19 protein-coding genes are annotated in these 21,856 nt (G+C 64.0%); 8 read left to right on the forward strand and 11 right to left on the reverse strand.

The genetic code is table 11. From position 1 onward, the window contains the following. The first annotated feature begins 2 nt into the window (after nt 1–2). On the forward strand, nt 3–815 hold the full coding sequence (locus RX329_RS08015) for an ABC transporter permease (RefSeq protein ID WP_085349158.1): 813 nt from the start codon (nt 3–5) through the stop codon (nt 813–815). Nucleotides 816–827: 12 nt separating this feature from the next. Then, on the forward strand, nt 828–1,349 hold the full coding sequence (locus tag RX329_RS08020) for a DUF6622 family protein (protein WP_085349159.1): 522 nt from the start codon (nt 828–830) through the stop codon (nt 1,347–1,349). Here RX329_RS08020 and RX329_RS08025 read toward each other — a convergent pair. The 4 genes from RX329_RS08025 to RX329_RS08040 form a co-directional block, all read right to left on the reverse strand. Next, entirely contained in the window at nt 1,324–2,175 is an 852-nt protein-coding gene (locus RX329_RS08025; protein ID WP_018453833.1) for a carbohydrate ABC transporter permease, read from the reverse strand. The genes RX329_RS08020 and RX329_RS08025 overlap by 26 nt on opposite strands. Next, nucleotides 2,172–3,044: a carbohydrate ABC transporter permease gene (locus tag RX329_RS08030; RefSeq protein WP_018453834.1), complete on the reverse strand. Its 873-nt coding sequence runs from the start codon at nt 3,042–3,044 to the stop codon at nt 2,172–2,174. Before RX329_RS08030 ends, RX329_RS08025 begins: the two co-directional genes overlap by 4 nt. Nucleotides 3,045–3,120: 76 nt before the next feature. Then, a complete protein-coding gene (locus RX329_RS08035; RefSeq protein WP_317245603.1) occupies nt 3,121–4,506 on the reverse strand; it encodes an ABC transporter substrate-binding protein in 1,386 nt (461 codons plus the stop codon). A gap of 208 nt (nt 4,507–4,714) precedes the next feature. After that, on the reverse strand, nt 4,715–6,643 hold the full coding sequence (locus RX329_RS08040; RefSeq protein ID WP_162496341.1) for an AsmA family protein: 1,929 nt from the start codon (nt 6,641–6,643) through the stop codon (nt 4,715–4,717). A 289-nt stretch (nt 6,644–6,932) separates the two neighbouring features. Here RX329_RS08040 and RX329_RS08045 point away from each other — a divergent pair, with 289 nt between their 5' ends. Genes RX329_RS08045 through RX329_RS08055 form a run of 3 tightly spaced genes read left to right on the forward strand, consistent with a single transcriptional unit; the run spans nt 6,933 to nt 8,964 of the window. Then, complete coding sequence (locus RX329_RS08045) at nt 6,933–7,640, forward strand: CoA transferase subunit A (protein WP_085349162.1); 708 nt, start codon at nt 6,933–6,935, stop codon at nt 7,638–7,640. 15 nt (nt 7,641–7,655) lie between these two features. Then, nucleotides 7,656–8,306 carry a CoA transferase subunit B gene (locus RX329_RS08050; protein WP_007596236.1) on the forward strand — a complete coding sequence of 217 codons (651 nt, stop codon included), beginning with the start codon at nt 7,656–7,658 and terminating at the stop codon, nt 8,304–8,306. 22 nt (nt 8,307–8,328) lie between these two features. Continuing rightward, nucleotides 8,329–8,964, forward strand: a complete 636-nt coding sequence (locus tag RX329_RS08055; RefSeq protein WP_085359438.1) for a GNAT family N-acetyltransferase — start codon at nt 8,329–8,331, stop codon at nt 8,962–8,964. A gap of 13 nt (nt 8,965–8,977) precedes the next feature. Here the strand turns inward: RX329_RS08055 and RX329_RS08060 are convergent, their stop codons facing one another. Then, nucleotides 8,978–9,994 carry an AraC family transcriptional regulator gene (locus RX329_RS08060; RefSeq protein ID WP_085359436.1) on the reverse strand — a complete coding sequence of 339 codons (1,017 nt, stop codon included), beginning with the start codon at nt 9,992–9,994 and terminating at the stop codon, nt 8,978–8,980. A 202-nt stretch (nt 9,995–10,196) separates the two neighbouring features. Between RX329_RS08060 and RX329_RS08065 the strand changes: the two genes are divergently transcribed. Together RX329_RS08065 and RX329_RS08070 are read left to right on the forward strand one after the other, a co-directional pair. Further along, nucleotides 10,197–10,817: a response regulator transcription factor gene (locus RX329_RS08065; RefSeq protein WP_085359434.1), complete on the forward strand. Its 621-nt coding sequence runs from the start codon at nt 10,197–10,199 to the stop codon at nt 10,815–10,817. A gap of 150 nt (nt 10,818–10,967) precedes the next feature. Next, nucleotides 10,968–12,644, forward strand: a complete 1,677-nt coding sequence (locus RX329_RS08070) for a mucoidy inhibitor MuiA family protein (protein WP_085359432.1) — start codon at nt 10,968–10,970, stop codon at nt 12,642–12,644. 192 nt (nt 12,645–12,836) lie between these two features. On the opposite strand, the gene RX329_RS08075 is transcribed toward RX329_RS08070, so the two are convergent. The 5 genes from RX329_RS08075 to RX329_RS08095 form a co-directional block, all read right to left on the reverse strand. Then, nucleotides 12,837–14,192 (reverse strand): esterase-like activity of phytase family protein, encoded by a 1,356-nt coding sequence (locus RX329_RS08075; RefSeq protein WP_085359430.1) that lies wholly within the window; start codon nt 14,190–14,192, stop codon nt 12,837–12,839. An 84-nt stretch (nt 14,193–14,276) separates the two neighbouring features. Further along, entirely contained in the window at nt 14,277–15,173 is an 897-nt protein-coding gene (locus tag RX329_RS08080) for a carbohydrate ABC transporter permease (protein ID WP_018453844.1), read from the reverse strand. Beyond that, nucleotides 15,166–16,122 carry a carbohydrate ABC transporter permease gene (locus tag RX329_RS08085; RefSeq protein WP_018453845.1) on the reverse strand — a complete coding sequence of 319 codons (957 nt, stop codon included), beginning with the start codon at nt 16,120–16,122 and terminating at the stop codon, nt 15,166–15,168. Before RX329_RS08085 ends, RX329_RS08080 begins: the two co-directional genes overlap by 8 nt. A 166-nt stretch (nt 16,123–16,288) precedes the next feature. Next, on the reverse strand, nt 16,289–17,632 hold the full coding sequence (locus tag RX329_RS08090) for an ABC transporter substrate-binding protein (RefSeq protein ID WP_018453846.1): 1,344 nt from the start codon (nt 17,630–17,632) through the stop codon (nt 16,289–16,291). A gap of 88 nt (nt 17,633–17,720) precedes the next feature. Then, complete coding sequence (locus RX329_RS08095; RefSeq protein ID WP_085359428.1) at nt 17,721–18,764, reverse strand: C-terminal binding protein; 1,044 nt, start codon at nt 18,762–18,764, stop codon at nt 17,721–17,723. A 252-nt stretch (nt 18,765–19,016) separates the two neighbouring features. On the opposite strand from RX329_RS08095, the gene RX329_RS08100 reads away from it, so the two are divergent. Next, complete coding sequence (locus tag RX329_RS08100) at nt 19,017–20,702, forward strand: methyl-accepting chemotaxis protein (protein ID WP_026232608.1); 1,686 nt, start codon at nt 19,017–19,019, stop codon at nt 20,700–20,702. A 156-nt stretch (nt 20,703–20,858) separates the two neighbouring features. On the opposite strand, the gene RX329_RS08105 is transcribed toward RX329_RS08100, so the two are convergent. Beyond that, complete coding sequence (locus RX329_RS08105) at nt 20,859–21,836, reverse strand: Bug family tripartite tricarboxylate transporter substrate binding protein (protein ID WP_085359426.1); 978 nt, start codon at nt 21,834–21,836, stop codon at nt 20,859–20,861. Nucleotides 21,837–21,856 lie beyond the last annotated feature (20 nt).

Raw genomic sequence — 21,856 nt, forward strand, 5'->3', positions numbered from 1 at the left:
CGATGCGCAAGGTCTCCCGCCTGTCCCGCTTCAACGTCGCCTCGCTCGCGCTGGGTCTTGCCTTCCTCTATCTGCCGATCCTGATCCTCGTGATCTATTCCTTCAATGCCTCGCGGCTGGTGACGGTGTGGGGTGGCTGGTCGCTGCGCTGGTATCACGAGTTCTTCAATGACCGCGCCATGATCGAGGCGGCCTGGATGAGCCTGCGCGTCGCGGTTTCGTCGGCGACTATTGCGACCCTGATCGGCACGCTCGCCGCCGTGGCGCTGTCGCGCGGCGAGCGGTTTCGCGGCCGCACCCTGTTCTCCGGCATGCTCTATGCGCCGCTGGTGATGCCGGAGGTGATCACCGGATTGTCGCTGCTGCTGCTGTTCGTGGCGCTAAACGCGGAGCGCGGCTTCTGGACGGTGACGATCGCCCATACCACGCTGACGATGTGCTTCGTCGCCGTCGTCGTGCAGTCCCGCCTCGGCTCGCTCGACCGCTCCTTGGAAGAGGCCGCGATGGATCTCGGCTGCGACCCCCTGCGCGCGTTCGTGGCCGTAACGCTGCCGCTGATCGCGCCTGCGATCGTCGCGGGCTGGATGCTCGCCTTCACGCTGTCGCTGGACGATCTCGTGATCGCGAGCTTCACCACCGGCCCCGGCTCGGCGACGCTGCCGATCCGGATCTATTCGGAGGTGCGGCTCGGAGTGAAGCCCGAGATCAACGCGATCTGCACGCTGGTGATCGCCTTGATTGCTGTTGTCATCGTCATCGCCTCGCTCGCCTCGAAACTGTCGAGTTCGCAGGGCGAGAGCGCGGCGCCGCTATAACGGGAGGCGATGATGACGTTTGCCTATCAGGTCCTGGTGCATACGCCGCTCTGGGTCTGGACCTTGCTCGCCTATCTGGTCTGGCAGGGCATCAAGGCGATGCAGCCGCGCAAGACGCCGGTCTGGCGTGCGCTGATCGTTCCGATCGTATTCATCGTCTGGGGCATTTCGCGGATTGGCTTCGGACATCAGGATAGCGCGTGGCCGCTGGTTGCCTGGGGCGGGGCCGCATTGGTGTTGTTGCCGATCGGCGTATTAACGTCGCGTCCGTTCGACGTCGATCACAAGACAGGCGAGATCATCCGCGCGGGTGGCGCCTTTGCGCTGATCCGCAACCTCGTCATATTCTCTCTGCAGTATGCGGTCGGCGTGATCTCGACGGTCGATGCGAGCGACCGTGCACTCGCACTCGTCGTCGGCCGCGCGATTTCGGGCGCGACCGCGGGCTATTTCATCGGCTCGACGATCGCGCTGCTGGTTGCCTACCAAAGAAAGCGCGCCGTGGATCTCAGGACTTCACCGCACCGGCCGTGAGCCCGCCCACCATGTAGCGCTTGAAGGCGTAATAGACCGCGGCCGGCGGCAGCGCGTAGATGAAGCCGGTGGTCATCAACAGCTCCCACGGCGAGTCGTCGGCGGCGAGGAAGTTGCCGAGCGCGACCGGCAGCGTGATATCGGTGTCCTTGGACAAGAGCAGGAACGCGTAGAGATATTCGTTCCAGGCCAGCAGCACGGCATAGGTGCCGATCGCGACCAGCGAGGGCATCATCAGCGGCACATAGACCAGGCGGAACAGCTGCAGCGTGGTCGCGCCGTCCATCACGGCGGCCTCGTCGAGCTCGACCGGCAGCTTGTCGGACGCCTGCTTCAGCACCCAGATCGCGTAAGGCGAAGCGATCGTCACCATCGCCAGGATCAGCGACCAGTGATTGTTGAGCAGGCCGTAGTTGCCCATGGTGCGGTACATCGGCACGGCGAGGAACGCCGCCGGGATGAAGTAGGTGAACAGCGCGAGATTCATCACCCAGCGGCCGCCCGGCGCCTTAAGCCGCGAGATCGAGAATGCGGCGGCGGTCGCGACGAACAAGGTCAGCGCGCCTGCGGCCAGCGCGATCACCGTCGAGTTCCAGAACTGGATCCAGAAGTCTCGCAGGAAATAGTGCTCCTGGTAGAACACGATGTGAAAGTTGTGCAGCGTCGGATGATCCGGCCACAGCTTGCCCGAGAACGCGTCCTCCTTGGGCGAGATCGCGAACAGGAACATGTGGTAGATCGGAATCATGGTCCAGATGAAGACCGGGATGCCGATCAGCAGGAGCTTGGCTTCGGTGCCAACTTCGCGGAGGGTGGGAAGCTTCATCGCGACAACCGTTTCATCATGAAGTATATCAGCGGCAGCACGAGCGGTATCGCGCAGACGATAGAGGCCATCGCAAGCGAGAGCTGGTCGAGCCGGAGATAGCGGATGCCGAGTGTCGACAGCACGTGCGTGAGGTCGGCCGGCCCGCCGCCAGTGAGCAGATAGACGCTGTTGAAGTCGCCGAGCGTCCAGATCATCGAGAGCAGCGTGCAGGTGACGTAGAGCATCTGCATCGACGGCCAGGTGATGAAGCGGAATTTCTGCCACGGACTGGCGCCGTCGACCTCGGACGCCTCGTACAGATCCTGCGGGATCGCGAGCCGCCCGGTCAGCAGGATCAGCGTCCAGAACGGCAGCGACTTCCAGATATGCACGGCGATCGCCATGGTCAGCGCGACCGTCGGATCGTTCAGCCAGTTCGGCCCGTCATCGCCGGTGAGAGAGAAGATGAAATGGTTGACCATGCCCCATTCGGGATTGAGCATGAAGCGGACCGACAGGATGGTCGGGATCGACGGCACCGCCCAGGGCAGGATGAAGATCACCGACAGCCATTTGATCCAGGGGCGCTGCTGGGCGAAGAAGCCGGACAGGAACAGCGCGATCAGCATCTTCACGTTGATGCCGATGACCAGGAAGATCAGCGTGTTGACCGCGGCGCGCGCGAAGATCGGGTCGTTGTACAGCGCGACATAGTTCGCCGGACTGCGCGCCAGCCACAGGCCGTAGCCGACGGGATAGACGACGAAGGCCAGGAAGACGAGTAGATAGGGCACAAGCAGCAAGATGCCCCAGACCTGCTGCGTGGTCAGGCGCGCCGACAGGGGAGGGGCCGGAATTGTGTCTGAGCCGGAAAGTGTGATCGCCATATCGCATACCCACCGAAAGCAACCGGTCGCGGAGAGCCGCGACCGGTATTAGCATATACCTTATTGCAGTCCGAGATCAGCCCGCGACCGCCTTGATGCGGGCGATCAGCTCGTCGACCGCCTTGTCCACCGGCACCTTCTCGCTGACCACGCGGTTCATCGCCTTGGCCCAGACGTTCTCGTTGTTTAGGATGGTGAACTTCCAGTTCTTGGTGAAGTCGAACGCGGCGGTGCCGCCCTTGAACTGCGAGTAGACCGCCTTGCGATGCCGGTCAGCCTGCCAGAACGGGCTCTCTTGGCTTTCCTTCGTCACCGGGAACCAGCGGCCGAGCGCACCCTCGATATAGGGCCGGACGTTCTCCTCCTGGAGCAGGAAGGCGATGAACTGCTTGGCCTCGGCCTTGTTCTTGGCCACGGAGAAGACCAGCCCGGTCTTGACGTCCGAGCGGTAGCGGATCGTCGAACCGTCCGGAGCCTTCGGGAAGGACGCGGTGATGATATCCTCGCCATAGGCCTTCTTGCTGGCTTCGCGCTGCTCGGGCGTGAGCGTCTGGTTCTGGGAGTCCTCGAACCATTTCGCCGCGATCGAGATCGTGAAGTTGTGGGTCATCACGATGGTCTTGTTGTGGAACGCGACGTTGTTGTCGGGATCCTTCCAGGTCGTCGAGGACGGCGGGGTGCAGCCCTTGATGTAGGTGTCGGTGTAGTCCTTCATCGCCTTGATCAGGTTCTCGCGGACCTTGGGATCGTCGACCGTGAGCTTGCCGTCGTCGTCGACCAGCTTGACGTGATAGGCATCCATGAAGGTGTAGAACGACTGGAAAGCGTCGGTGGATTCCACGCCCATCGGCTGGCCGACGCCGTAGACGCGCTGGCCGGTCGCCTTGCGGATCCCCGGTTGCACCTTGTCGCACCAGAATGTCCAGTAGCCTTCCCAGTCGGTCGGGATGTCGGCGAGCTTGAAGCCGGCCTTCTCAAGCATGTCGTTCCAGATCTCGACATGCATGCTCTGCTGCTTCAGCGGGAAGCCGTAATAGGCCTTCTTCTTGGTGACGTCGTTATAGAGGATCGACGCATCCAGCGTGTTCTGCACGAACCGATCCTTGATCGGCTCCATGATGTCTGAGAGGTCCTCGAGCCTGCCTTCGTAGGCCCACTTGCCCTGGACCTGCACGTCGTAGGTGTCGGAATAGGCAACATCGGGCACGGTGCCTGAATCGAGTGCGGCGACCGTCTTCGGAATCATGTCCTGGATCGCGTACTGCGACAATTCGACCTTGATGCCGGTCTTGGCTTCGAACTTCTTGATCGTCTCGAGCAGCGCGTCGTCTTCGGAGCGGTAGAAGCCCTTGCCCCACCAGACCGTAATCGTCTTCTGCTGCGCAAATGCGGGTGCAGCGGCTGCAAACAGCCCGGCCGCAGCGACCGCCAGTGATACTGCGCCAATAACCTTGGATTTCACGTTTTTCTCCCTCAAACGGCCGGTGTTTTTAACCGGTCGTATAAAACACTAGCGCATGGCCGCTATCCGATCTAGCGGCTTCTTGTCAGACATAGGTCGTGGGGTGTCGGGCGAGAGGAGATGCTTAATGTGCGCATCGATCCAATCGCCGCATCAATTCGCCCTGATCAATTCGCGCCGATCTGCTGGCGCCGCTTGATCGCCGTCCTTAATTGGACTTCGCGCCTTCCTTGGCGTTCTCCGCCGTCGGCGCTTCGGCCGGTGCGGGACGTTTTCCGGTGCCGGTGATGCGCTCGATCGCGGAGCGCACCGCGTCGCCCGGCTTGCGGTCTTTCAGCATGTCGAGCAGGGGCGCAGAGGCCGGCGAACGGCGGATCAGGCTTTCCGGATCGGGGAAGACGAGGGGGTCGTCCCAGGGGCCCTGCACCACGAAGGGCAATTCGAACCCCGACGCGCTGTTGAGGCTGGCCACGCCCTTCATGTCGTATTCGCGCGTCGGCACCGAGGCGGTACCGGTCATGGTGATCTTCGCCGCCGGTCCTTCGACGCGGATGTCCTCGGCGGTGGCGACGCCGTCGGAGAACTTCACCGCGATGGTGAGATTGTCGTAAGGGGTAGAGCCGTTGCGGAAATTGCCGCCGCCGGACAGCGGCCGCCGCTCGAGCCGCTTCAGGAGCTGCTCGGCATTGAAGCCCGCGATCGCGCCGTCATGCCCGGTCACTGTGGCGCTGCCGTCGAGCGACTGCACGAGGCCGAACGGGCTCGAGCCGGACGCGAGGAGCGAGACGTTGATGTTGCCGCGCCCGGACAGCTTGTTGATGCCAAACAGCTCGGAGGCGCAGGCCTGAAGGTCGACGTCGGTGAACTGGAATTGCGCCTTGATGTCGGCGACGGTGTCGGAGCGCGCGATGCCGAACGAGCCCTTGGCGATACCGCCATAGACCTGGGCCTCGCCGACCGAGAGCGCCAGCGTGCCGTTGCGGAGATTCGCGCCGATCGCGGTGCGGCCGAGTTTCGACGTCCCGACCGTCAGCTTGGCGGCCGACAGGCGCATGTCGAGGTCGGTGGTCGACAAGGCGTTGAGATCGAACAGCTGCCTGTTCCAGTCGCGCGCGCCGCTCGCGAGCAGGCGGAAAGTCGAGATATAGGGGGTGAAGTCGAGCGCGTCGGCTGCGAGCGTCGCCTGCAGCGTCTGCCGGCCGTTATTGGCGTAGGTCATCACGCCCTCGGCGGTGTTGCCGTCGAGCTCGACATTGACATTGGTGAGCGCGATGGACGCGCCGACGACATTGGCCCGCGCCTTCAGCGCGAAGCGGCCGAAGCCGCCGCTGGCGGGCTGCGGTTGGCCGGTCCAGCGTAGCGCGTTGCGCAGGGACGGGCTGTCGATGGTGAGCGTGCCCTCCATCATCGGGCTGGTGCGGTTGGCGACGCTGCCGTCGAAGGCGAGCTTGAGCGGCGCGCTCGCGATCCGCGCCTTCAACCCCGAGCGCTCGCCGGAGAGCGCGGCGACGAAATCGGAAAAGCTGATCGAGCCGTCGACCCGTTCGCCGCGCCAGTCGAACTGTCCGGTCGCGGCGAAGGAGCGCGAGATCGAGGGCCAAGCCAGCGACAGGTCGATGTCCTCGAGCTTCTCGGTGCCGTGCGTGGCAGCGTCCTCGTAATTGAGCACGCCGTCCTGGATCCGGATCTCAGAGAACGACACTTGATTCTCGGCGCCGGGCTTCATGGTGCGCGCGATGGTCTGGATGAACGGTGTCCAGTTGCTTTCACCGTCCGGCTTCAGGCTGACATGGATGCGCGGCCGCAGCAGCGTCAGGTCCGCGATCTCGAACCGTTGCAGCAGCAGCGGCAGCAGCCGCAGGTTCGCGGTGAGAACGTCGACATGGAGCGCGGGATCGCTGGTGCCGCCGCCCTTCAGCCCGACGTCATGGAAGGAGATGTAGCTTGCCGGCAGCACCGAAATGTCGATCGCGCCTGCGACGTTGACCTCGAGTCCGGTGACGTCGCGGATCTGCGTTTCCACGGCCTTGCGCAGTGCGTCGCGGTTGATGAGCCATGAGGTCGCGATCAGGGCGATCAGCGCCACGCCGAGCAGCGCCGCGATCGGCGTCCCGAGGCGCTTCATTCCTTGGGCCATGGTCAATGGCATGTCCTGATCGAGTTGGTCGCTGGAGCCAGAAGGCGGGCTGGGAAACCTGCGCGCCCCACGCCCAAGACCTATTGTGTTAAGTGCCGCAACTTGATGGGTTTTCTTGTCGCTTTCAAGGCCGCGGGAACGGTTGCGCCCACGGCTTGGGCAGCTTCTATCACCCAGGGGCGGAGCGGAGAACCCCGTATCATTGACGGCTTCGGACGATTTCGCCTAATAATCGCCGCCACTAAGGCGCGACGCCTGCAAGCCGAAGGTTCACTCGAAGGTAATTTGCATGAACAAGGTCTATCCCGACGCCAAGTCGGCTCTCGAGGGCGTTCTGAAAGACGGCATGATGATCATGTCGGGCGGCTTCGGCCTCTGCGGCATCGCCGAGACGCTGTCGGACGCGATCCGCGACTCCGGCGTCAAGGACCTGACGGTGGTCTCAAACAATGCCGGCGTCGACGGCATTGGCCTCAGCCGCCTGCTCGAAACCCGCCAGATCAAGAAGATGATCTCGTCCTATGTCGGGGAGAACAAGCTGTTCGCCCAGCAATTCCTCGCCGGCGAGCTGGAACTCGAATTCAATCCGCAGGGCACGCTGGCCGAGCGCATCCGCGCGGGCGGCGCCGGCATTCCGGCCTTCTACACCAAGACCGGCGTCGGCACGCTGATCGCCGAAGGCAAGGAAGTGAAAGAATTCGACGGACAGAAATACCTGATGGAGCGCGGCCTGTTCGCCGACCTCGCCATCGTCCACGCCTGGAAGGGCGACACCGCAGGTAACCTCATCTATCGCAAGACCGCGCGCAACTTTAACCCGATGATGGCGACCGCCGCCAAGGTCACTGTGGCCGAGGTCGAGCATCTGGTTCCGGCCGGCGAACTCAATCCCGACCACATCCACACGCCCGGTCTTTTCGTCAAGCGCATCGTCGAGGTCGGAACGGCCAAGAAGCGCATCGAATTCCGCAACACCCGCCCGCGCACGGCAGCTTGAGATCAGGAGACTAAGATGGCCTGGACCCGTGAACAGATGGCTGCGCGCGCCGCGAAGGAACTGCGTGACGGCTATTACGTCAATCTCGGCATCGGCATCCCGACGCTGGTCTCGAACTACATCCCGGACGGCATGGACGTCAGCCTTCAGAGCGAGAACGGCATGCTCGGCATGGGCCCGTTCCCGTATGAGGGCGAAGAGGACGCCGATCTCATCAACGCCGGCAAGCAGACCGTGAGCGAACTGCCGTCGACTTCGTATTTCTCGAGCGCGGATTCCTTCGGCATGATCCGTGGCGGCCACATGGATCTGTCGATCCTCGGCGCCATGCAGGTGGCCCAGAACGGCGATCTCGCCAACTGGATGATCCCCGGCAAGATGGTCAAGGGCATGGGCGGCGCGATGGATCTCGTCGCCGGCGTCAAGCGCGTGGTCGTGGTGATGGAGCATTCGGCCAAGGACGGTCCAAAGCTCCTGAAGCAGTGCAATTTGCCGCTGACCGGCGAGCGCGTGGTCGACATGGTCGTGACTGACCTGGCCGTCTTCACCATCGACAAGCACGGCAGCGGCGGCATGGCGCTGATCGAGCTCGCCGACGGCGTCTCGCTCGACGAGGTCAAGGCCAAGACCGAGGCCGAATTTCGCGTCGCACTGAAGAACACGTAAGGTTTTCGCGAAGGGGGCGCGCATGACGATACGGTCTGCGCGTCCCGAAGACGCCGATTTCATCGCACAAACCATCCTGTCATCGCAGCGCGGCTACCGGCCGCGTGGCTGGTTCGACGTTGCGCTCGGTTGGCCTGAAACACAGTGCCGTGATTTCATCGCGCACGTCGCAGCCGCTCGCGCGGTGTCGATGTGGCACGTCTCGCAATTTCTGGTCGCCGAGATCGATGGTAAGCCTGCTGCCGCCTTGTGTGCGCTACCGGCGGCCGGCACGGGACCAGCGGCTTGGCGTGCGGTCGAGGAAGTCGCAGCCACGTCCGGACTCGCCGCGGCAGAGCTGGAGGCCATTCGTCAACGTGGCGGCTACACGCGCGCCTGCTGGGTTCAGGGCGGCGAGGGCGATTGGATGATCGAGCATGTCGCGACCGATCCCGCCTATCGCGGCCGCGGCCTGGTGCAGTCGCTGATCATCCACGCACTGGAAAAGGGGCGGGCGGCTGGCTTTGCCCGAGCGACAATATCGTTCCTGATCGGCAACGAGCCCGCCGAGCGCGCCTACGTCAAGGCCGGCTTCCTCTTTGCGGAGGAGAAGCGCGATCCTGAGTTCGAGGCGATCATCGGTGCGCCGGGCTTTCGCATGTTCGCGCGGGCGATGTGATCGGTCTTGAAAATCAAGCCGCGGTTGCCGCCAATGGCCGGACGCCTTTGCGCCATGCGGTGATGGTGCAGCCGAAGCGGCCGCGGAACCAGCGGGCCATGGCGCTCTGTGCGGAGAAGCCGAGCTGCACGGCGATGTCCGCCAGCGGTCGGCCAGGGTCGTCGATGAGCTGGACCGCGAGATCGGCGCGCTGCGCGTCGTGAATGGCCGAGAAGCTGGTGCCGGCTTCGGCGAGGTGGCGGTGGATAGTGCGCCGGGTGCAGGCGAGGTGCTCGGCCACGCGCTCGACCGTGCAGTCGCCGCCGGCGAGCAGGAGACGCACGACCTCGTCGACCTTCTCCTCCCAGCTTGCCGGCCGCGTCTCGATCGCCTCGATCCGCTTGCGCAGATAGCTCGCGATCAGCGGATGCGCGCTCGGGATCCGGCGCTCCATGTCGTGCGCCGACAACAGGATCGAATCGTCCTCTGCGTTGAAGATCACACGGCAGCCGTAGAACTCGCGGTAGCGCTTGCGGTCGTGCGGCGGCGGGTAATGCAGGTGCACTTCCTGCGGCCGCCAATCGCTGCCGAACAGCGACTGGATGATGCGGTGGACGCTGCCGAGCGCCATGTCGATCGACTGGCGCGGCGCGGCCGGCTGCCGGCCGCGCAGGTGCAGCGTGACGCTGACGGTCTGCTTGTCGCGGGTGACGTCCAGCTTCATGCCGTCGTGATGGATCGGGATGAAGCGCGAGAAGGCTTCGATGGCTTCACCAACGGTCGCCTGTTCGCGCACGATCAGGCCGACCGCGCCGAAATTGGTCAGCCCGCCGCGTTCAGCAAGCCGCAACCCGAAATCTTCGGCTCCGGACGCCTCGGCCGACAATTCGAGCAGACGTCGCAGGCTTGTGACGGCAATGGGTGTATCGGGCTTGTCGAGGCAGGCCAGCGGCAGCCTGACCTTGCGCATCATGTGTTTGGGGTCGAGCCCGACCGACCGGGCGACCTCCAGGTAATAGCTCAAGCCCGCGCTACGAATGAGGTCGGTCATGCGCCCCGTTCCTGCCGGTCGTCCCGCCGATGTCCCGAAATGTAAAGTTTCTGTCCCGATCGGTCAAATCCGGGAACAGGGTGGAACATACATAAGTGAAACCGAAGCACGGGCGTGAGTGCTGTGCAAATGACGGCGCGGCGCGACGAGGCCCCGCTGCCGTCTCGGACCATTTTGACCAAGACATTGCTGGATCGGAATTATGCCGGGAAACATGCTTTCCAAGGGTGAGGTATTCGTCATCGACACCGATGCCGCCTCCCGCGAACAACTTTCCACCGCGCTCCAACAGAGCGCATACAACGTGATCTGCTTCGCCGACGGCGCGTCTCTGCTCACGGAGGCTAAGGCGCGGATGCCGGCCTGCGTGCTGCTGGAGATGCCGCCTGATCGCTCCGGTCTCGACGTGCTCAAGCGCCTGCGCGAGGAAAACTGCATGGCGCCGGTGCTGGTGACCGCGACAAACGGCAGCATCGCCATGGCGGTCGACGCCATCAGGAGCGGTGCGGCCGACTTCATCGAGAAGCCGTTCCGCACCCGCGACATCGTCGACCGGATCGATGCCGCCATCGACGAGTTCGCGCAGCCGGGCTCCAACCGGCAGCGGTGGTTGCCCGGCTGCGAACCCCTGTCCGCGCGCGAAGGCGACGTGCTCGAGCATCTCGCCGCGGGCCTGACCAACAAGGAGATCGCCCGGCGCATGCATCTGAGCGCGCGCACGGTCGAGGGCTATCGCGCCGGCATTCTGAGGAAGGCCGGTGCGAAGAACGTGACGGACCTGCTTCGCCGCATCTTCGCGCAGGGTTCTACCCCTCAGGATTAAGCGCTCCGTCGCGGGCCTTGCTGCCGCCGCGGCGGCGCCCCACGGAAACCCCAATCGAACCAGTTCCTCCCCTGCCGCGTCCAACCGTGTTGGCGAGGCATTGGATCGCGCGTCCGGCTGGCGGCGGCGATGACTTGGAGGAGGGACTTGATGCGCATCACCGCAAAATGTTTGGCAACGACGAGCCTGGTTCTGGTGACCACGGCATTCGCGTCGTGGTCATGGGCCGCCGAATTGGACGCCACATCGGCGATCGATACCGTTACGGTTTACCCCGATGGCGCGACCGTCACCCGCGTCATCGCGGTGGACCTGCCGTCTGGTGACTCGACGCTCATTGCCAAGGACTTCCCGCTTGGTCTCGACACCTCCTCGATCCGGGTGGAGGGTGAGGGGGGAGCGAAGCTCACCATCGGTACGATCGATGCGCGAACGCCGCGTGCGGCGCCGGTCAATCTGCCGGAGCTGGACAAGCGCATCGAGGCGCTGAACGACCAGCGCGCCGACCTGCAAGGCGCGATCGACTCGGCCATTGCGCGGCGCAAATTCGCGGAGCACTTTGCGGAAGCCTCTCCCGCGGGCATCGGCGACAAGGGCGAGGCGCGGCCGATTGCCGAATGGCGCACGGCCTTTGCCGCCGTTGGCGACGAAATTGCGAGCGCCGATACCGCCGTTCGCGACGCCACGCGCAAGATGCGCGAGATCGATCGGCAGATCGCCCAGCTCGAAGTCGAGCGCAAGGCCAAGCCGCCGAGCAAGCTCGAAGTCCGCATGGACATCGCGGCGCCGGCAGCAACCAAGGCGACGTTGCGGGTCACCTACAATGTGCGTAATGCGCGCTGGCTGCCGCTCTACGACGCCCGGCTCGATACCGGCGCGAAGGACCGCAAACCGCAGCTCGAGCTTGTCCGCCGCGCCGAGGTCACGCAGGCGACCGGCGAGGACTGGTCGAACGTCGCGCTCGGCGTCTCCACGGTCCGCATCGGCCGCGGCGGCAGCGCGCCGGAGCTGAATTCGCTGGTCGCACAATATCCGCAGGTACCGAGGCCGCGGGCGCTGGGCTCAGTTTCGGATTCGGCAATGCCTGCGGCGGCGCCCATGCAGCAGCGCAAGATGGAAACTTCCGCGGCCAAGGCGGCGGACGATATCCGCGAACGCGCCGAAGAGCAGCAGGCGGTCGCCGAGATCGGTGACTTCCAGGCCACCTACAAAATTCCCGGCCGCGTCAGCCTCGGGGCCGCCGAGGGCGCCAAGAGCCTGCGCATCGCCTCGATGACCGTGCCCGCCGATCTCATGGTGCGCGCGGCACCGGTGATGGACCCCACCGCCTTCCTCGAAGCGAGCTTCAAGCAGACCGACGACACGAGCCTGTTGCCGGGCAAGGTCGCAATCTATCGCGACGGGACTTTCGTCGGCCGCGGCAAACTCTCGGCTTCGGCCAAGGACGATATCGTGCGGCTCGGCTTCGGCGCCGACGACAAGGTCAGGATCGAGCGCGCGGTGCTCAAGCGCAACGAAGGTTCGGCCGGTCTCCTGGTCACGACGTCGAAGACCGACGAGCGATCGTTCAAGACGACGATCCGCAATGGTCACGACTTCCCGATCAAGGTCGCGATTGAGGATCAATTGCCGGTCAGCGAGAACGAGGACATCCTCGTCGAGATGCTGCCTGCGACCACGCCGCCGACCGCAAGCAACATTCGCGACCGGCGCGGCGTGCTGGAATGGTCGTTCGACGCCAAGCCCGGCGAGGTCAAGGACATCAACTTCGTCTGGCGCATTCGCTGGCCGAAGGACAAGAGCATGGTGATCGTGCCGGCGGGTTGATGTGCGGCGCCGAGGTGCGAGTTGTCTTTACCTCGTGCTCGCTCACTGTCCGTCATGTCCCGCCTAGTGCGCAGTTACGCACGAGGGCGGGGCATCTAGTACGCCGCGGCCTCACGATTTGATCCCTGGCGCCGCGGCGTACTGGATCGCCCGGTCGAGCCGGGCGATGACCCGCGTTGAGAGAGCGCTGGCTTACTTCGCCTTCAGGAAGTCCGCGACATTGAGCAGCATGAACTCGTCGTCGTCGGCCTTGTTGGGATCGCGGCTGGACGAGAACGGCAGATTGTTGTCATTGCCGACGATGATGTGGGTTTCGTCGACACGATCGACGTTCTCGATGGTGAAGAACGGGAACGTGTAGACGCCGTCATTGAGCGGCTTCTTCGCCTTCTTGTCGGGATCCCTGATCTTCAGGAGGTCGATGTAGCCGATCTTGCGCACGGGCTTGCCGACATTGGCGTCGGTGAGCTCGATCTTGTAGACGCGCTTGAACTTGGCCACGTCGGGGAAGCAGTTCTCGCCGCGGGTGCCTTGCGGGCAGGCCTTTTCGGGCGTGCCTTCGCCGTTGTCGCGCTCGATGATCAGGCCGGCGCTCGGGTCGATCATGTTGAAGTCGCCGATGGCATTGCCGTTCTGCTCGAACACATACTGCCAGTAGCGGCCGGTGAATTTTTCCGCGGCGACGTCGAATTCGAGGATGCGCGAGGCTTCCTTGCCGTCGACCTTCTCCCAGTCCTTTTTCTCGGCATCCCAGAGCGGCCCCTCGAGCAGGCCGTAGAGAAATTTGCCGTCTTTCGAGGCGGCGAAGCCCTCGTAACCCTTGGAGCGTCGGAGGTTGACGTTGGTGTAGGTCGCACCCGGCGCGCCCGGGGTCGCCACCGCCCAATGATCCGGCGATCGCACGGGCTTACCGTCGGCGACCGTCTCGAATACGGCCAGAATCTTGCCGGTCTTGTCGGCCTTCAGGATGTAGGGGCCGAACTCGTCGCCGATCCAGAAGGTGTCGCCGATAATCTGGAAACCTTCGGTGTCGAAGTCGGAGCCGGTGAGGTAACGCCTCTCGGTGTCTTCATGCACGATGCGGAACGGCACGCGTCTGTCGGGATCGTGCAGGAACACGGTCTCCAGCCGCTCGATCTTGCCGCCGGCCCAATCCATCCTGTAGCGGTTGAGGTACAGCATCGAATCTGGCGAATTGGCGCGCGCGCCCATGCCGTTGTCGGTGATGACCCAGAAAGTGCCGTCCCCCATCGACTTGATACCGGAATGGCCCTGCAGCGGCTGGCCCTTGAACGGCAGCGACACGCCGGTGGCCCGCTCATAGGACTTGCCCATCACCGTGCCGAGCGCGTCGACCCGCTTCCCGGTGGTGTATTTACCGGATGTCTTGAGATCGGCGGGAGCATCAGCCGGCGCGTCGATGAACGTGGCGGCCGGCATCACGACGTGGCCGGCGAGCTTGGCGGGGAATTCGCCTTCGCTCTGCGCCAGCGCGGAGCTCGCGGTCAGAATGATCGTTGCGACGGTACTAAGCAAAGTCGCGCGCATGTGCGTCTCCTGTTAACGGAGGCCGTCTTATGCGGACCGCGCATTGCAGTTTTGTGAAACCGGGCCAAACGCCGCAGCCGACAGCTACTCCTTGACCGCGCCCGTCAGCGACGACACGTAGTAATCGACGAACAGCGAGTAGAAGATCGCAACCGGCAGCGAGCCGAGCAGCGAGCCCGCCATCAGCGCGCCCCACTGATAGACGTCGCCGGTGACGAGCTCGGTCAGGATCGCGACCGGCACCGTCTTGTTGGCGCCGCTCTGGATAAAGGCGAGCGCGTAGATGAACTCGTTCCAGGACAGCGTGAAGGAGAAGATGCCGGCCGAGATCAGGCCGGGCACCGCCAGCGGCAGCGTGATCCGTCGCAGGATCTGGAGCCTGGTGGCGCCGTCCACCAGCGCGCATTCCTCGAGCTCGTAGGGGATCGACTTGAAATAGCCGATCAGGAGCCAGGTGCAGAACGGCACCAGGAAGGTCGGGTAGACCAGGATCAACGCAAGCGGGCTGTCGAACAGGCCGAACTGCACGACCACGGTCGCGAGCGGAATGAACAGGATCGACGGCGGCACGAGATAGGCCATGTAAATGCCGAGGCCGACATAGGGACTGCCGCGGAAGCGCAGGCGCTCGATCGCATAGGCGGCCAGCGTGCTCGCGATCAGCGACAGCGTAGTCGCCCCGACCGCGACCAGCATCGTCGTCCACAGCCAGCGCGGATAGGCGGTGTCGAACAACAGGTGCTTGATGTGGGCCAGCGTCGGCGAGGAGATCCAGAACGGGTTGTGCTCCTTGTAGTTCATCAGCTCTGCGTTCGGCTTGAACGACGTGATCGTCATCCAGTAGAACGGAAATAGGAGGATCAGCACGAAGCAGCCGAGCGGCAGATAGATCATCATCAGCCGCCGCAGCCCGGAATCCCAGGCCATGGTGTCCGGCGGCGTGGTGGCGACGGCGGCCGGCTCGGCGGCGGTATCAGTCATTGCTCTCTCCCTGCTGCCATTTGCGGCGCGCCAGGCCGAAATAAGAGAACAGCGTTGCGAACACGAGGAACGGGATCATCGACACCGCAATCGCCGCGCCCTCGCCGAGCTCGCCGCCCGCAATGCCGCGCTGGAAGGCCAGCGTTGCCAGCAAATGGGTTGAGTTGCCGGGGCCGCCCCGGGTGATGGCGTAGACCAGCTGGAAATCGGTGAAGGTGAAGATGATCGAGAAGGTCATGACGATCGCGAGGATCGGCATCATCATCGGGAAGGTGATGTAGCGGAACCGCTGCCAGGCGCTGGCGCCATCGAGCATCGCGGCTTCGTAGAGCGAGGGCGAAATGGTCTGCAGGCCCGCCAGCAGCGAGATCGCGACGAAGGGAATGCCGCGCCAGATATTGGCGGCGATCAGCGAGAAGCGCGCCGGCCAGGGCGAGCCGAGGAAGTCGATATTGGTGGTGCGCCAGTGCAGCACGTCGACCAGAAGGTAGGAGATGATCGAGAACTGCGGATCGTAGATCCACCAGAACGCCAGCGCCGAGAGCACCGTCGGCACGATCCAAGGCATCAGGATGATCGCACGCAACAGGCTCTTGAACGGAAAATGGTTGTTGAGCAGCAGTGCGAGCCAGAAGCCGAGCGCGAACTTTCCAAAGGTCGCGATCCCCGTGTAGACCACGCTGTAGAACACCGCGTTCCACCACAGGGAATCGGTGAGCAGATACTGGAAATTCTCGAAGCCGACGAAGACGCCTTTTCTGCCGATTGTCGTGTCGGTGAAGGCGAGCCAGATGCCGAGGCCGAGCGGATAGGTCAGGAACACCGTGAGCAGCCCGATCGCAGGTGCGAGGCACATCACGATCAGGAACGGCTTGTAGTCGAACAGGCGCACCAGCCAGGAGGGTTGCCGGTGCACGAGGGCTGGAGAAGAGAGTGTGGTCACGGACATCGGTTTGTTGTCCCGTCTCTGAAAGTCACCAAGCCCGTCATTGCGAGGAGCCCGTGACAAAATTGCGAAGCAATTTTGCACTGGTGCGACGAAGCAATCCAGGCTGTAACTGGGAAGACAGGCTGGATTGCTTCGCTTCGCTCGCAATGACGCGCTTTGTCCAGCGCTACTTCTGCCGCCGGAAGTACCGCTTGCAGCGCTGCTCGGCTTCCGCGGCCGCGGCTTCCGGCGTGGCAGCGCCGGTCGCGACGGATGCGAACATCTGAATCAGCACGTAGTCGGCGCTGACGGCACCGGTCGCGGTCGAGATCGGGCCAGCATAGCCGTCATAGTAGATGGTGTTCATGGTGTCCTTGAAGATCTTGATCTTGGGATCTTCGCTCCAGACCTTGGCCTCCGCGTAAGCCGCGAGCGGCTGGGCCCAGTAGCCGGAATTGGCGTTGAGCCACGGCTCGTACTGGTCCTTTTCCAGCATGTATTGCAGGAAGGCCTTTGCGGCGTTGGGGTACTGGCTGTGCTTGAACAGCATGGCGTTCAGCGTCAGGCCCGCCATCGGCGAGACCTTCGCGACACCCTTCGGCAGCAGTTGATGTTCGCTGTCGTCGGCGATCGCCTTGGTCGCCGGATCGTTCTTCAGTGAAAAATACAGCGAGACGCCGTTGGCGGTCAGCGAGATCTCCTGCGCGGCGTAGGCGCGGTTGTTGCTGACGTCGTTCCATGACGTCGTGCCGGCGATGAAGGTCGGATAGAGCTGTTTGACCCAGTTCAGTGCGGCGATCGTCTCCTTGCTGTTGATGACGACGTTCCCCTCTTCGTCGAGCAGCGCCGCGTTGTGCGACCACAGCGCCCAGTTCGCAAAACCGTTGCCGTCGCCCTTGGCGTTGCCGAGCGCCAAGCCGGCCGGCTTGCCGGCCTTCTGAAGCTTCTGGCAGAGATCGAGGATTCCGGCATGGTCTTCCGGCACCTTGTCGAAGCCGACCGATCGCAGGATCGACTTGCGGTAGATCAGCGGACCCGCGGTCGCGCCGAACGGCAGTCCGATCCAGGCGTCGCTCTTGTTCTTCTTGCCGTAGCGCTGCGCCAGCGGCAGCCAGCCGCCGTACCGCTTGCCGACATAGTCGGCGACGTCGGTCAGCTCGATCAGCTTGTCGATATAGATGTGCGGCGCATCGGAGAAGCCGATGATAATATCGGGGCCGGCACCGGAATTCGCGGTCACCGCGGTCTGCTGGTTGATGTCCTCCCAGCCGACGAAGTCGACCTTGACCTCGACCCCGGTCTCCTTGGTGAATTTGGCCGCATTGGCGCGGAACACGTCCTCGTCGGCCTGGACGAAACGTACCGGTCGCAGCATGCGCAGGGATGCGCCTTTCTCGATCGGCAGTTTCGGTGTGGGGACGTCCGCGGCCTTGATCGCGGATTGCGCATTTGCCGGAGCACCGGTTGCCGCGATTGCCGCAGCGGACAGGCCCAGCGCCAAGGCATCACGACGCGTGATGTCGTTCCTCATCGGTTCCTCCCTATATGTTTCCCTTCCCGGCGTTGATCGCCGGTGAAGGGTCTTTCCGGTTGCCGGCGCGCCTTCGCGGCCGTCCCGTCTAGCTGTTCGGGCCGCGGTCCATGCTGACAGGCTGCCAGCGGCGGAGCGCGGTGTCTTGCAGCACCGACGGATTGACGCAGCTTACCGGCCACATGCCCTGAAGCACCAGTGACAATTCGTAGCCCACCCGGCGCTTGCGCGCCTCGTCAAACCGTGCCGAGGCGGAGGCGACGTGGGCGGTCAGGGTGACATTGTCCATGCCGAGCAGCGGATTGTTGTGCGAGGGCGGCTCCTTCTCCAGCACGTCGAGGGCGGCATGGGCGATCCAGCCCTCCTGAAGCGCCTTGATCAGGCTTTCCTCGTCCACGGTGGCGCCGCGGCCGGTGTTGATGAAGACCGAGCCCTTCTTCATCTGCCGGAAGTGCTTCTCGGTGAGCATGTGATGCACCTCGGGCCGAGCGGGGGCGTGCATCGAGAGGAAGTCGGATTGCGACAACACCTCGTTCAGCGTCGCCGGAATCACCCCGTGGTCGGACATCAGCGTTTCCTGGATGAAGGGATCGTAGGCCATCATCCGCAGACCGAACGGAGCTGCGCGTTTCGCAACTGCACGCGCGACGCGGCCGAACGAGATGAAGCCGAGCGTCTGGCCCATCAGTCGTGGGATCTTCGACAACGCCGGCCGGCCCTCCGCCCAGCGGCCGCTGCGCGCCATCCGGTCCTGCTCGACCAGCCGGCGGAAGCCCGCGAGCAGCAGCATCATGGCATGGTCGGCGACCTCCTCGATGAAGGTGTCGGGGATGTTGGTGACGGGAATGCCGCGCGCAGTTGCCGCCTTGATGTCGACGCTATCGACGCCGACCGAGCCGAGCGTAATGACCTTGCAGCTCTCCAGCGCGTCGATGATGGTCTTGGTGATCGGGATGCCCTTGGCGTAAATGGCGTCCGCTGTCTTCGCGGCGGCGATGAACCCGGCCTCGTCGGCCGGCGCCTCGACGATCTCGGCGTCGATCGGATCGAGCGCCTCGCGCTCGTAGGAATAATCGCTGCTCGCGACCGTGAAGCTCGCGCCCTTCGGCGTCACCACCCTGTATTTCGGCATATCCTGCTCCCGATTTGGTTTCTTGTTGTGACCCATGCTTTGCGCGGGCCTTTGCGTCTTTTACGCGAAATCGAGGAGGTCGCGTACAATTCCCGGTTGTCATTGAGGCGATTTATACGACTGGTTCGACGTCTTCTCCGGGCTTCTACGGGGCGCTCCGTAACAGCTTGCTAAGGGGTCACCCCCTAAAGGTTAATTTGATTTCGATCGATTCACTCGCGCGTCCTTATCCCTGTGTTGCCGGAGCATCCCGTGAAATTAAGCAATATGAAGATCGCCCCCAAGCTCGGCATCCTCGTCGGCGTCACCTTGTTCGGACTGTGCATTTCCGGGATCCTCGCCGGATACCTGATGAAGCAGGAGATGGTGAACGCGCGCATCGATCAGGCCAAGGCGATCGTGGAGATGGGGCGCAACTACGCCGCTGCCCTCAAGAAGCGGGTCGACGCCGGCGAGCTGACGAAGGATGCGGCGATGGCCGAGATTCGTCGCTACGGCAATGCAATGACGTATGACAACGGTGCGGGCTATTTGTTCGGCACGTCCTATGACGGCATCACCCAGCTCGCGCCCGATCCGAAGCAGATCGGCAGCAACCGCATGGATGTCGTGACCAACGGCCGCAAGCTGTCTGCCGAGTTGATGGACGGGGTCAAGGCCAATGGTTCGATCCTGCTGTATTATGAATATGTGAAGCCCGGCCAGGAGAAGCCGATCCGCAAGCTCGGCTACGCGGTCGCGGTCCCCGGCTTCGACATGTATCTCGGCACCGGCGCCTATCTCGATGATATCGATGCCAAGATGGGTCCGGTCTACTGGCTGCTCGGCTTGGCCATGCTCGGTATCGTCATCGTCGCCGGCAGCGTTGCCTGGCTGATCGGTCGCAGCATCAGCCGCCCGCTCGCCCTGCTCGGAGCCCGCATGAAGGATCTCGCCGAGGGCAAGCTCGACGGCGACATTCCCGGCGTCGGCCGTGGTGACGAGGTCGGCGCAATGGCGTCGACCGTCCAGATCTTCAAGGACAACGCTGTCCGCATCCGCGACATCGAGAAGAGCGAAGCCGATGCCAAGGATCGCGCAGCGGCGGAACGTCGCAGCGTGATGGAGGGCATCGCCAGCGACTTCGAACGCAGCGTCAATGGTATCGTCCGCTCGGTCTCCTCGGCTGCGACGGGCATGCAAGCCACTGCGCAATCGATGACCGCGACCGCCGGCGACGCCTCGTCGCGTGCGGCGACGGTCGGCGCGGCCTCGCAGAGAGCGTCGGGCAATGTCGGCACGGTTGCCGCGGCTGCCGAAGAGCTGTCGAGCTCGGTTGCGGAGATCTCGCGCCAGGTCACCCGCTCGACCGAAGTGGCGAGCCGCGCTGTCAACGACGCCGAGCGTACCAATGCCACGGTGCAGGAACTCTCCACCGGCGCCGAGAAGATCGGCGAGGTGGTCAAGCTGATCCACTCGATCGCGGCACAGACCAATCTGCTCGCCCTCAACGCCACCATCGAAGCGGCGCGCGCCGGTGAATCCGGCCGCGGCTTCGCCGTCGTCGCTTCCGAAGTCAAGGCGCTCGCCAACCAGACCGCCAAGGCCACCGAGGAAATCTCCGCCCAGGTCGCGGCGATGCAGACATCGACCAGCGATGCGGTCGCCGCCATCGGCGGCATCACTCAGACCATCGCCGAGATGAGCGAGATCACCGCGGGCATTTCCGCGTCGATCGAGCAGCAAGGCGAGGCGACCCGCGAGATCGCCCGCAACATTCAGTCGGTCGCGGCCGGATCGAACGAGATCAACGCCAATATCGGCAGCGTCACCTCGGCCGCGGAAGCGACCGGCACGGCGGCAAGCGACGTGCTCACCAACGCTCGCGAGCTCGACAGCCAGTCCGGCGCGCTGCGCAGCGCAGTCGACGGCTTCCTCGCCAAGGTGCGCGCGGCGTAGGTCGCCACACCAAAGCGACGCCATCTCCTCTATCGTCATGCCCGGGCTTGTCCCGGGCATCCACGTTCTTGGACACCGGACGCTTTGATCGACGTGGATGGCCGGGACAAGCCCGGCCATGACGGAGAATGCCGAGCGCGCGGCTTTCGCGAGCCCCTACTGCTTCTCGATCCCTGCCTCGCGGATCAGCTTCTCCCACAACACCAGCTGTTCGTTCACGAACGTGCCGAGCTGCTCGGGCGTGCCCGAAAACGCGTCCATGCCGAGGGTGGCGAGCTGGGCCTTGATCTCCGGCTTCTCGACGATCTTCCGGATCTCGGCGTTGAGTCGCGTCACGATCTCCTTGGGCATGCCGGCGGGGCCAAAATAGCCCTGCCACGACGAGATGTCGAAGTCCGGCACGCCGGCCTCCTGCATCGAGGGCAGGTTCGGCACCAGCGACGAGCGGTCCTTCGTCGTGACGGCGAGCGCGCGTAGCGCGTTGCCCTGGACATGCGGCAGGCCGGTCAGGATGTCCACGAACATCATCGAGACGCGGCCGCCCATGACGTCGTTGAGCGCCGGCGGCGAGCTCTTGTAGGGCACGTGCAGGAGGTCGAGCCCGGCATTGTGTGCAAAGGTCGCCCCCGACACGATCGCCGAGGACGAGCCCGAGGCGTAGCTCAGCTTGCCCGGATTGGCCTTGCCGTAGGCGATGAGCTCGCCGACGGTCTTGGCCGGCACCTCCGGGTGGATCACCAGCATGAAGGGCAGGTCGCCGGTGCGCGCGATCGGGGTGAAGTCCTTGACCGGATCGTAGGTCAGGCTTTTGAGCAGATAGGGATTGGCCGAATGCGTGGTGTTGGTGGTCACCAGCAGCGTGTAGCCGTCGGGCGCGGCGCGCGCGACATAGGTGGCGGCGATCATGCCGTTGGCGCCCGCCTTGTTCTCGATGACGATGCCGACGCCGAGGGCCTGCGACAAATGCTGCGAGATCAGCCGCGTCGTGGTGTCGGTGCCGCTGCCGGCGGCGAACGGCAGCACCAGCGTGATGTTGCGGCTCGGATAATTGTCGGCCTGCGCAGCGGACGCGGCGGCGAGACAAAGGGCGCCCGTGCCGATGGCACGCAGGTTTCGCATCAACGCTGAAAGCATGTCTGGTCGTTCCCTCTTTT

The sequence above is a fragment of the Bradyrhizobium sp. BWC-3-1 genome (genome assembly GCF_032917965.1).
Lineage (GTDB): Bacteria > Pseudomonadota > Alphaproteobacteria > Rhizobiales > Xanthobacteraceae > Bradyrhizobium > Bradyrhizobium canariense_D.